The organism is Paenibacillus sp. FSL H7-0943, assembly GCF_037963265.1.
Classification (GTDB): Bacteria; Bacillota; Bacilli; order Paenibacillales; family Paenibacillaceae; genus Paenibacillus_AQ; species Paenibacillus_AQ odorifer.
Genome location: NZ_CP150148.1, coordinates 4,749,502 through 4,761,832, shown reverse-complemented (window position 1 = coordinate 4,761,832; position 12,331 = coordinate 4,749,502). Strand labels below are relative to the sequence as shown.

Here is a 12,331-nt window from a genome sequence, read left to right as displayed (position 1 = left end):
TACAAGATTCTCGGGGTAGGGTGAAATTCCCGACCGGCGGTAATGTTCAAAGCGAACTGAGCCCGCGACTCACTTGTTCTGCTTGCAGAGAAGTGACTGATCTGGTGTAAATCCAGAGCCGACGGTAAAGTCCGGATGGGAGAGGATCATAAGATAAAGACGCTAGGAGTCTATCCTTGTACGTCTTTATTGATAATGCCCCCGAGTTTACCTATTTGGTAATTCGGGGGTTTTTGGTCTCTTATCGAGGGTTTGTATCGACAAGGAGAAGGAAATTATGAGTAATGTTACAGCTTCATCATCAACTAAGGTTGGCAGTACATCAGCGCTACGCAGTGGATTTTGGCTCGTTGTGATTGGTGCAGCATTATGGGGCGTTGATCCGCTCTTTCGTATCATCCTGTTAAAATCCTTAACCTCATCGCAAATTGTTCTTCTGGAGCATGTGGTGCTTTTCTTGGCTGCTTCACCTGTTCTTTGGCGTCACCGGGCGGAGCTTAAAGGAATTGGATTTCGCCAGATTGGTGCTTTATTGATTGTTTCATGGGGAGGCTCTGCCGGGGCGACGATCCTATTTACGATGGCACTTTCCAGTGGGGATTTGAATGCAGTGCTGTTACTGCAAAAGCTTCAGCCAATATTCGCTATCGGTCTCGCTGCTTTAATTCTTAAAGAACGTTTGCCAAAAAATTTCGGACCACTCATTGTGTTGGCGCTGGTAGGAACCTATCTGCTGACCTTTGGCTGGAGTATCCCTTTCGGACATGTGAATAACTTTATTGGGGTTAGCAGTCTGATGGCCTTGGGAGCAGCTGCACTGTGGGGGGGATCGACAGTCATGGGACGTTATCTGCTCGGTTCTATGAAATATGAGACAGTGACTTCGCTGCGGTTTATCCTTGCGCTTCCTTTACTTTTCGTTATCACTACGCTAGAAGGTGCCCCGTGGCAGATTCATGGCGGGTTTGGTGCATCGGCAGCTATTGCGGTTAATTTATTGCTGCAAGCTTTGCTGCCAGGACTTCTTAGTATGTTGTTGTATTACAAAGGACTTAGCACGACCAAAGCTTCCTTCGCCACATTGGCTGAACTCAGCTTTCCTATGACGGGAGTAATCATCAACTGGATTGTGTTCCAACAGCTGGTCACTATCCCGCAGATTCTCGGATTTGCCTTGATCTGGGTCGCTTTATTCTTTTTATCTAATCAACAGTCCAAACCACAAACGCTCTGAGCAGATTGAAGTGGAATGGTTCTACCTATATAAAGATGATTCGAAGCCGTATGGCTTTCGGATCATCTTTTTTTGTATGTGATTTTACTCCTTGCTTAGATCAAATCGACTGCAAAAACTGCTGAAATGTTTCTAACGTAACATATAGCAGAGTTAATAAAGCGTTTACAATTAGGGAGCGCACAAAATGACTGTGCTGCTGAGTACATAATCCATGATTAAATTATTTAGGAGGAAGCAGACATTGAAGAAATCATTTGTATTATTTATGATTCTGACCTTTCTTATTTCCCCTTTTACGTTTGGGCAGTCTGCTCAAGCGGCAGGAGATGAGAATATTGCCCTAGGAAAGCCTGCTATATCCGATAGTGAGCTTGCAGGGTATGAAGCGGGTAACGCAGTAGATTCCGATGAATGGAACACACATTGGACGGCGAATGACGGGAGCTTTCCTCATTGGCTGGAAGTAGATTTGCAAGGTGCATATGACTTGTCAGGCGCAACCGTCATCTGGAATGCATGGAGTTACATTAATCAATATACGATTGAAGTATCACGTGATCATAAGGTATGGACAACAGTTGTGGACAAAAGTAAGAGCAGCAGTGTAGAGCAAACTCAGTACAATGCTTTTAAGCTGCGGAATGTTTCATATGTAAGGGTCAACCTGACCGGCATCAACGGCGGAAAATGGGCAGCCATTAATGATCTGAAGGTCTGGGGTGTTCCCGCAGACAGCGCGCCGCATGAGCCGGCACAGGGTGAAATACAAACTGTACTGCCAGTACGGTTGGACACGGAAATTGGGCAAGCCCCTGAGCTTCCAAGTGTTGTAACTGTGGTATATAGCAATTCTGACACGGAGGATGCTCAGGTTGCTTGGGATGTGATCCCGCCAGCAGAGTATTCCCGTCCCGGAACCTTTACAGTAAGCGGTTCTATCTCAGGTACTGTGCAGAAGGCAGTGGCGAAGGTAACAGTAGTAGGTGACAGCAGCACGCCTATTGTTGGATTTGAGAGTATAAATGTCAGCACAATTACGGATGTGCCTGCTTTATTGCCATCAGCGGTAACGGCTATATACGAAGATGGGTCAAGCAAACAGCTGCCTGTAACCTGGGATGACCTTACTGAAGCGGAGTACGCGGTTGAAGGAACTTACAGCGTAATGGGGAAAGTTGCAGGGACAGACCTACAACCCACAGCTGATATTCAGGTTACTCCGCTTGTGCTGCAATCCGGGTTCATAAAAGGTGCGGACATTTCCACACTGGAAGCGATTGAGGATGCCGGTGGAAAGTATTACGACAATGGAGTAGAAAAGGATTTGCTGGATATTCTTAAAAGCCGGGGTGTAAATTACATTCGGCTGCGTTTATGGAATGATCCTCAGGAAGCTGGCGGCTATAATGACCGTGAGCATGTTGTGGAAATGGCGCAGCGTGTCAAAGCCAAAGGGTTTAAGCTGTTGCTTGATTTCCACTACTCTGATTTCTGGGCTGATCCCGGAAAGCAAAACAAGCCAGGAGCATGGGCGGATTACTCCTATGATGAATTGAAGCAAGCGGTATATGACTATACCAAAGATGTTATGGATGAGCTAAAGGAAAAGGGAGCTTCACCCGATATGGTTCAAATCGGAAATGAGATTAATGGGGGCTTGTTATGGCCAGATGGCAAATCCTATGATCAAGAGAATGCTTTTGAGAAGGTTGTTCCGCTTCTGGAGAGCGGAGTGAAGGGAGTTAGAGACAGCGAGGGTGCAGGTCAGGATATCAAAATTATGATCCATCTTGCTGAAGGTGGCAAAAATGATATGTTTCGTTGGTTCTTTGACGAATTAACGCAGCGGAATCTTGATTATGATGTGATCGGCGCGTCCTTTTATCCGTATTGGAGCGGAACGATGGATAGCCTGCAGTTTAACTTGGACGATATCTCTAAACGATATGGTAAAGAAGTGATTGTGACGGAAACCGCGTATCCTTACACGCTGGAGGACGGCGACAATTTTGAGAATAACATCGCCCGCCAAGATCAGCTAGACGGCAGTGGCTTCCCAGCTACGGTTGCAGGTCAAATGGCTGAGGTCAAAACAGTAATGAATGTATTGTCCAAAGTACCCGATGGTAAAGGAACAGGCTTGTTCTATTGGGAACCAGCTTGGATTCCAGTGCAAGGTGTAGGCTGGAAGGTAGGCGAAGGAAATGCTTGGGAGAATCAGGCAATGTTCGATTTTGCAGGGAATGCACTCTCTTCATTAAATGTCTTCAAAACCCCGGTGGCCGGTGAGGGGGGCGAAGAGGAACCCGGAACGGGAGGGAATCCCGGCACTGGTGAGGAACCCGGAACGGGAGGGAATCCTGGCACTGGTGAGGAACCCGGAACGGGAGGAAATCCCGGCACTGGCGAGGAACCCGGAACGGGAGGAAATCCCGGCACTGGTGAGGAACCCGGAACAGGGGTTAATCCTGATCCTATCATCACCGTCAGAGATTCAAGCGTTGTAAATTCAGCAAATAAAGCAGTGGTCGAACATACAGCGGCAGGACAACTTCAGGTGAAGGCACAAGCAGGAATTTCCGGCATAGCTGAGATCACGCTAAGTATAGAGGATATCAATAAGGCGCTGTCGACGCTTCCGGCGGATGGAAAACTGGTTATTTCTGTTCTGCCATCGACGGGAGAGCTTAAGGGAGCAGTCGTTCATCTTCCGTTGAGTTCTATACTAGAGCAGGGCAAACATCCTCAAATAGTAATTGTATATGGGACGGCCTCTGTTACGGTTTCTACGGAAGCTAGTGCAGGAATTATAAAGACGGGAGCTAAGGAACTAACGCTCTCACTGGTTCAGGTAGCTACGCCAACCTTGCCTTCACCATTGGCAACTGGAGCAAAAGACTACCCGGCCTATAACATCCATGTGTCAGTAGACGGGACTTCTATCGATGTTTTCAAAAAAGGAGCAATATCGGTAGCCTTCCACTACAAGCTGAAGCTCGGGGAGCAGAGCCAGCGGATTGCTGTTTATTCGATACTTGCTGATGGAAAACACGAAGTTATCAAAGCTGTGCGGTACAACCCAACCGCGGAACAGATTGTGTTTAACCCAAGTCATTTCAGCATTTATGCTGCGGGGTACGCAGAGGTGGGGTACACAGATTTAAAAGCAGCAGATTGGGCCACGTTAGCGATTGAATCCTTGACGGCTAAAGGGATCGTGCAAGGAATAGGAAACGGGATCTTTAATCCGCAAGGGGAGGTTACACGCGCTGAATTTGTCAGCATGCTGCTGTCCGCGCTGGAGTTAAATGCAGAAAGAGGGACAGGTAGTTTTAAAGATGTGAACCTTGATGCGTGGTATAGCTCTGCTGTGAATACTGCTGGGAAATTGGGTGTTGTACAAGGACATACGGATGGCACTTTTGGCCCGAATGATAAATTGTCCCGTGAAGAAATGGCAGCTATTTCATACCGTGCGCTTAAGTTGGCGGAGAAAGTGAACGGTCAGACGGATGTGAACGTTATTTCTTTTAAAGATAAAGACCTGATCTCGTTGTATGCCAGTGAAGGGATAACAGCGCTTGCGCAGGCTGGGATTATCAATGGATTCGAAGATGGCAATTTCCGCCCGCAAGCCCATACAACACGCGCTGAAGCGGCTTACATCATACTCAATCTTTTGCAGTAATAATAGGCAGACAGGCAATAACTGTGCTCGAAAAGGCAGTTAGGGCCTGTCTTTACCACATTCTTTAGATATTTATCTTTTCGCAAGTAGGGATTGTTTGTACAATAGGGGCTATGACATTTGAGCCGGAGAGTGAAGGAACGTGTATAGATATAATTTATTTACCAAAATCGTGAGTATCATGGTCATTATGCTGATCCCGATAACCATCCTTTACTTCTATTCCAATAAAACGACCACGGATGTGCTGCGTACGGAGTTAAATACTTCGAATAATAATCAGCTTAGTTTTTTTCAGAATCAGGTAGAAAGTAATATGGAGTTATTGTCCTCGTGGCCGATTCTGCTGATCCATGATCCTGATATCCTCAGCCTTAAGGATACTTATCTGGAAAAAGGGCGTTTGAATCTGGATACGATAAACCTGATCAAACGGATTCAGACCAAAATCAGTATTCAAGAAAGCTCCTCCAATTGGAAGAGTAAGCTATATTTATACTCCCCGTCCATTCATCGTATGGTGTCTGAAAATGATGCGAAGTTATACGAAGATGAGGATCTGAAGCGGGAAGTGAAGTCGGGCTGGCATGTGGAGAAAATCGAAGGGCAGGAGGGTGACCGCTTCGTATTCTCATGGTTTTCTTTTACACCTTTTATGTCAGAATTCGCTCCGGAAAAAGTCAAAACGGTTATGAAGGTAGAGTTCGACAGCCGGAACATAGAAGATATGCTGGATAAATTCAAAAGTGATGGCAGAAGAGATCCTTTTTATTATAAGCAGGGAACAGGACTTATTTTTAACCGCAGTGCCGACAAGGTATTAGCAAAAGAATTGGTAGACAGGCTGGAAGAGACCCAGCTGAAGCCTAGTGAGAATCGCACGGTCAAAATAGAAGGTGAATCCTACAGTGTAAATATCGTCTATTCGGACAAAATGGGCTGGTATTTGATCGACTATATGCCGCTGACTGAAATCCTACATCCAATCCTGACCTCTAATCGTTTATTTTATTTTGCGATCAGTGCTTTGTTGTTAATGAGCTGTCTCGTAGCCTATCTGTTATATGTTCAAGTGCAGGTGCCTATAAGGTTATTGGTTGGAGGCTTTCAACGGTTGAAGCAAGGGGATTATTCTGCGCGAGTGGAGATTAAAGGGAAGAATGAATTCAGCTTCCTGTCCGGCCGGTTTAACAGTATGGTAGAACAGATTCAGATGCTGATCGAGAATGTGCTGATGGAGAAAATCCATGTTCGCGAAGCCCGCTTAAAGCAGCTTCAATCACAGATTAATCCACATTTTTTCTATAATTGCTTCTCCTTTATTACAAGTATGGCGAAGCTCGATAATATGGGGGCAGTCGTTGGGATGTCGCATAATTTGTCCCGATATTACAGATACACCACTCGTCAGGAACGTGATTTGGTTGCGCTGTCTGAAGAGGTGGAATTTGTGAATCATTATCTGGAGATCCAGAAGATGAGGATGAGCAGACTTCGTTATGAGATCAATATCCCACCGCAAATGCGCAAAAGAGAGCTTCCGCCGCTCGTACTGCAGCCTTTGGTGGAGAATGCGGTTATACATGGAATTGAGCCCGTCGCCAAAGAGGGACTGGTGCGGATTACGGGTTCCTGTGCAGGCAGAGAAATGACGCTTACGGTTGAGGATGATGGTCAGGGCATGACGCCAGAGGGAATTATAGAACTGGAAAATAAACTAAGCAGGGCGATGGATGAAGAAATGGGCTGCGGTTTATGGAATGTGCATCAGAGAATGCGGCTGCGTTTTGGGGAGACGTCTGGCTTGCGCATCTCGCCTTCTCCGCTTGGAGGATTACAGGTGACACTGCAGTGGTTGCTGCCCTACACAGACAATGAAATGGAATGACATCTAGGAGGGGAAAGAATGATAGAGCTGTTGTTAGTTGATGATGAGCCCTATGTTACGGAAAGTTTAGCTCGTACTATTCCATGGGCTGAAATCGGGGTAAAGCAGGTGCATCAAGCGGCATCGGGTGCTGAAGCTCTGCAAATTATGGAACAGCAGGCTATAGATATTATGGTTACGGATATTTCAATGCCAGGAATGACTGGCCTGCAATTAATTGAAGCCGTGAGCGAGAAATGGCCAAATATTCGGTCCATTTTATTGACAGGTTATTCCGATTTTCAATATGCGAAAAAAGCTATTCAACTGCAGGCATTTGATTATATTTTGAAGCCGGTAAGTGATGATGAGTTTATCAAAAGCGTATCCAGTGCGATTGAATCTTTGAAAGACGAATGGGAAGCTCATGATAGATATCATTTGCTGCTGTATAATCGCAAAGCCGATTACAGTGTTTTGCGGGCTAATCTGATGCACGAATTGCTTCTCGGCAGGGTGCTGTCTGAGCGGACACTAGCCATTAAGCTGAAGGAATATGAAATCTCCTTCCAGCCGGATGCTGAAGCGGCGATGCTGCTGATTCAGCTGGGTAAACATTATGCCGCAATGGATCACCATTCGGTCTCTCTCATGGAATATGCGATCGGCAACATTGCCGAGGAGCTTTTTAAGGAACAGTTCCATGTCTGGTTCTGCAAAGCGCCGCATGATTGCTTGATTCTGCTTGTTGAATTAAAGCCAGCTGTACAGCAGGAATTGGAGCAAATGGCTAACTATGAAGCTGCAAGGCAGCAAATCCTAAAAGCGGTGATCGCGAATTTCCGAATTAGTGTAAGCAATTACCTCAAGGGTGAGATTTCACTGATTGTAACGGAGTGGTTCACCTTTCCAGAGGGGATGACGGCTGCCTATCGAAGCGGCCTTAGCTCGATGTATTTGGCAGCACATGATGAATCCAGCTCCGTGCTGTTTTTGGATGACCGCCAGCATCAGGAGACGATCAGCATCAAATCGCTCGAATGTCTTTATCGTCCACCTACACTCATTCATCTGCTGGAATCCAAACAATGGGATACAGCAAGGCAAAAAATTGCTGACGTGTTCCGGGATATGGAGAATGCACGGTTTTCCAGTGAACATCTGTACGAGGTCTTTCTATCGATAACGAATGCATTTATGTATATAGCGCATAAGAGTGGTCAGTTCATCTCCAAGATCGACCAATACGCTTTAGATCCGTTGTTGACGCAGAGTATTATTGTTTCTTTTGATAAGCTTAAAGATTGGGCGTTTGATATGCTCGATAAGCTTCAGAAGGAGCTATCCGAAAGCGATCAGAATACGAAAAGTTATATTATCAAGCAGGTGCATGAGCTGGTAGGAAACCATTCGGGGCATGAGCTGTCCGTCAAAACCATTGCCGATCATGTATATTTGCATCCAGTCTACTTGTCCAAGATTTATAAAGCTGAGACTGGGGAAGGACTTGGGGACTATATTATTCGGATGCGGATGGAACGGGCATTATATCTGCTTAAAAATACGAATAAAAAAATCTATGAAATCACCTCTGAGCTTGGATATCAGAATCCGCAATATTTCAGTAAGATGTTCAAAAAACACTACAATATGACACCAAATGAATTCCGGGACGGATAGAGGTTGAGAAAGGTGCAGAAACCTTGTTTAAATGACGTATTCGGGCTCAGCGTCGTTCCCTATAATTAAAATGTAACCAACACTTATGGAATCCAAGGGGGAACAAAATGAGCGCGATGAAGAGAAAAAGATGGCTGCCGCTCCTGTGCATGAGCATGCTTTTGGCGGGTAGCCTTGCGGGCTGTTCAGGCAATAACGCTGCTAATAGTAAAGACACTGCTGGAGATAAAGCAGCTGGTGAAGCGACTGCAAATACAGCTTCCAATTCTGAAAACGCCTACAAGGATAAATACGATCCTGAGGTGACATTTACAACCGCATGGGGCGTGGACCCTGAGCTTAAATTCAAAAACGGTGAAAGCATTGAGAATAACGTGGCTACAAAATGGGCTAAAGAAAAATTCGGCATCAACATTAAGTCCCTTTGGTCCATCACAGATACGAACGGCGCATTTGGTACGAAGCTGCGTTTATCCATGTCTTCAGGTCAGGACATGCCTGATGTCGTAACCATCGGTACAGCCGACAACACGATTGCACAGGATTTGATCGATTCCGGCATGTATGCAGATGTAGGAACTTTGTTTGATAAATATGCTTCAGATACTTGGAAAGAAGCGATGGCACAGGATCCTAACGTTTGGAACCAATACAGCCGTGATGGCAAAAGAATGGGCCTGCCTGTTCTCGATTATGCATATAACCATGATTACATTCTGTGGATCCGCCAAGATTGGCTGGATAAGCTGAATATGCAAGCCCCTAAGACGATCGATGAGCTGGAAAAAGTGATGGATGCGTTCAAGAATCAGAACCCTGATGGTTTGGCACCAGACAAGGTAACTCCACTTAGTATCGGCTTCAAAACAACAATGAACACTTGGATGGGCGATCCATCTTGGATCTTTGGTGCTTACGGAACCTTGCCACAGCAATGGAATCTAGATGCTGATGGTAAACTAGAATACGGCTCAGTAAATGCTGGCATGAAGCAAGGGCTTGAAAAACTGAAGGAATGGTTGGCGAAAGGTTATATTCCTCAGGAAGCAGCTCTTTGGGATGAGAACAAAACTGCCGAACCAGCAGTTGCAGGTACAGCAGGGATTCTCCCGGGTCCTTACTGGATGAGCGGCTGGCCGCTTCAGGATACCGTGAAGAACTCTCCAGATGCAGTATGGGCTCCAATTGAAATTCCAGCGGGTCCAGATGGAAAGGTTATGCGTCATGGCACACAATTCACTAACGGTGTAACTTTGATCAGCACGAAAATGAAAAATCCAGAAGCCTTCTTTACTTATCAAAACTATCTGTTCGATAACTTTGCTAATCCAACGCCAGGCAGTGAACTGGATAACGGTCTTTTTGCAGGATATGACTATGAGCTGGACGCGAACGGCAAGATGATCGAAAATGATAAAATTGCTGGCGGTTATGTGAATAGTGTTCGTTATATGCTGGTTCGTGACGGTGCCCGGATCCCGGATGCCCAAATGAAAGCACTCCTTAACCTGGCAGATGGCGCAGAGCCAACAACCCGTCTGGAGAAGGACGTAGCTGTGAATTATGGTAAAGATACCCCTGCGGCTGCCAAAGTTCTGCTGGCGCAAGAGGATAAATCCTTTAAGAATATGTTCACAGGTCCTACGACCGAAACTATGAAATCGAAGATGGACTATCTGAACAAAATTGAGAACCAAACGTTTAATGAAATTATCTATGGCAACAAACCGCTGGATGCATTTGATTCCTTTGTAGCAACCTGGAAATCAGGTGGTGGCGATCAAATCACTAAAGAAGTTAACGAATGGTATGACAGCGTAAAATAAGGTTTGGATTTAGTTTGACTAGGTAAAAAGGAGTAAACGGGACCGTCTCTTCAGCCGTAGCATTAGGCTTTAGGGAGGGTCCCTGTTTGCGTTTGAAGTCCTCTTTTTTCAATGTGATAAAGAGATTGCTTTTGTACCATATATATTGGTTTTGCCCGCTATTTGAGGAATTCGGGCGTTGCTATAATTTGAGTATGGTTACAGAAGAACTTGACACGATATGGGGGACCAAGGATGAGAACACTAAAAAAAACATGGCCTTTTCACTTGATGTTATTGCCAGCGATGATATTCCTGATCATCTTCAGCTTTATTCCAATGGGCGGAATTGTGATGGCATTTCAGGATTATAAGCCATGGCTGAAAATTTCAGGCTCGGCATGGGTTGGATTGGACAATTTCCGTTATCTATTTGAACGTAATGACAGTATGCAGGTCATTTGGAATACATTGATTATTGCTGTTCTAAAAATGATTTTCAATCTGGCTGTACCGTTTGTATTCGCCATTTTGTTAAATGAGATTCGCAAGGTATACATACAGCGTACTATTCAGACACTGGTATACTTGCCTCACTTTTTATCTTGGGTTATTCTCGGCGGGATCTTGCTGGATTTGCTTGCTACAGATGGTTTTGTCAATCAGATCTTAGGCAGCATGGGCTTCAAACCAATCTTTTTCTTAGGGGATAACAACTGGTTCCGGTTCACAGTTATTCTCACAGATGTGTGGAAGGAATTTGGTTATAATACGATCGTTTTCTTAGCTGCTCTAGCAGGAATCAATCCATCATTATATGAAGCTGCTGAAATAGACGGCGCTAACCGCTGGAAGCAGACACGTTTTATCACAATGCCATCTCTATTGCCAATGGTTGTGGTGGTAGGTACCTTGGCTCTCGGAAATGTATTGAACGCAGGGTTTGACCAGATTTTTAACCTCTACAATCCACTGGTCTATCAGAAAGGCGATATTATTGATACCTTCGTGTACCGCACGGCTATTCTGAATGGTGAGATGGGCTTTGGTACGGCAATCGGACTGTTTAAGTCGGCCATTAGTATGATCCTAATTCTCGTCTCGTACAGTTTGGCTAAGAAGTGGGCAGGATATCGCATTTTCTAATCTACCAAAGGAAGAGGGAGACAACTTATGTATTACAAAACAAGAGGTTATCGTATATTCAACGTGTTTAATACTTGCTTTCTAATCCTGCTCGCACTGATGTGTATTGTACCTTTGATTCACGTGCTGGCTGTATCCTTTAGCGCGAAGTCGGCAGCGGATGCCAATTTGGTAGGGTTATGGCCAAAGCAATTCTCTCTGGAAGCTTATAAAAAGACAATAAACAATCCGATCTTTCTACACTCCATCTGGGTATCTGTTCAAAGAACCATACTCGGGACTGGACTTACACTTTTAATTACTTTTTTGGCAGCCTATCCGTTATCCAAAGAAAACTCAGCCTTCAAGGGCCGTAATGTTTACTCTTGGTTGTTCGTTTTCAGTATGGTGTTCAACGGTGGATTGATTCCATTTTACATTGTGATTCAAAAGATTGGTTTGATGGATTCCTTCTGGGTACTTGTTCTGCCAGGTGCGGTAAATACGTTCTTGGTGATTCTGATGCTGAACTTCTTCCGTGGTATTCCAAAAGATCTGGAGGAGGCCTCGCTAATAGACGGAGCCGGACATTTCCGTACGTTGTTCAGTATTTACTTGCCGATTTCTCTGCCGTCGATCGCTACGATTGCCTTGTTCAGCATGGTATTCCATTGGAACTCCTGGTTCGATGGACTATTGTATTTGAATAATTCCAAGCAATTTCCACTGGCGACATTCCTGCAGACGGTTATCATTCAACGGGATATGAGCTCCATGAGCATCAATCCAAAGGAAATGGAGCTGATCTCGCAGACGACGGTGAGAGCCGCGCAAATATTTATCGGAGCCGCTCCAATTTTGATCGTATATCCTTTCCTGCAAAAATATTTTGTTAAAGGGATGACACTTGGTTCTGTAAAGGAGTAGCA

At 45.1% G+C, this 12,331-nt stretch carries 7 protein-coding genes and 1 riboswitch; all 7 genes read left to right on the top strand.

Going from position 1 to position 12,331, the window contains the following annotated elements:
• Nucleotides 1-2: 2 nt before the first annotated feature.
• Nucleotides 3-151: riboswitch (FMN riboswitch) on the top strand.
• A gap of 126 nt (nucleotides 152-277) precedes the next feature.
• The 7 genes from NSQ55_RS20905 (at nucleotide 278) to NSQ55_RS20875 (ending at nucleotide 12,329) form a co-directional block, all read left to right on the top strand.
• Nucleotides 278-1,234, top strand: coding sequence for a DMT family transporter (locus NSQ55_RS20905; protein WP_076104422.1), 957 nt, complete (start codon nucleotides 278-280; stop codon nucleotides 1,232-1,234).
• A 244-nt stretch (nucleotides 1,235-1,478) separates the two neighbouring features.
• On the top strand, nucleotides 1,479-4,925 hold the full coding sequence (locus tag NSQ55_RS20900; protein WP_339168908.1) for a glycosyl hydrolase 53 family protein: 3,447 nt from the start codon (nucleotides 1,479-1,481) through the stop codon (nucleotides 4,923-4,925).
• A gap of 142 nt (nucleotides 4,926-5,067) precedes the next feature.
• A complete protein-coding gene (locus NSQ55_RS20895) occupies nucleotides 5,068-6,813 on the top strand; it encodes a histidine kinase (RefSeq protein WP_339168907.1) in 1,746 nt (581 codons plus the stop codon).
• 18 nt (nucleotides 6,814-6,831) lie between these two features.
• On the top strand, nucleotides 6,832-8,472 hold the full coding sequence (locus NSQ55_RS20890) for a response regulator (RefSeq protein ID WP_076127424.1): 1,641 nt from the start codon (nucleotides 6,832-6,834) through the stop codon (nucleotides 8,470-8,472).
• A gap of 107 nt (nucleotides 8,473-8,579) precedes the next feature.
• Complete coding sequence (locus tag NSQ55_RS20885) at nucleotides 8,580-10,298, top strand: extracellular solute-binding protein (protein ID WP_076127426.1); 1,719 nt, start codon at nucleotides 8,580-8,582, stop codon at nucleotides 10,296-10,298.
• 234 nt (nucleotides 10,299-10,532) lie between these two features.
• Nucleotides 10,533-11,423 carry an ABC transporter permease subunit gene (locus tag NSQ55_RS20880; protein WP_036676126.1) on the top strand — a complete coding sequence of 297 codons (891 nt, stop codon included), beginning with the start codon at nucleotides 10,533-10,535 and terminating at the stop codon, nucleotides 11,421-11,423.
• Nucleotides 11,424-11,450: 27 nt separating this feature from the next.
• Nucleotides 11,451-12,329 (top strand): carbohydrate ABC transporter permease, encoded by an 879-nt coding sequence (locus NSQ55_RS20875; RefSeq protein WP_036676128.1) that lies wholly within the window; start codon nucleotides 11,451-11,453, stop codon nucleotides 12,327-12,329.
• Nucleotides 12,330-12,331: the final 2 nt, after the last annotated feature.

Coding starts and splice junctions, on each gene's coding strand:
- NSQ55_RS20875 (WP_036676128.1), top strand. CDS start 11,451: ATGTATTACAAAACAAGAGGTTATCGTATATTCAACGTGTTTAATACT.
- NSQ55_RS20890 (WP_076127424.1), top strand. CDS start 6,832: ATGATAGAGCTGTTGTTAGTTGATGATGAGCCCTATGTTACGGAAAGT.
- NSQ55_RS20885 (WP_076127426.1), top strand. CDS start 8,580: ATGAGCGCGATGAAGAGAAAAAGATGGCTGCCGCTCCTGTGCATGAGC.
- NSQ55_RS20905 (WP_076104422.1), top strand. CDS start 278: ATGAGTAATGTTACAGCTTCATCATCAACTAAGGTTGGCAGTACATCA.
- NSQ55_RS20880 (WP_036676126.1), top strand. CDS start 10,533: ATGAGAACACTAAAAAAAACATGGCCTTTTCACTTGATGTTATTGCCA.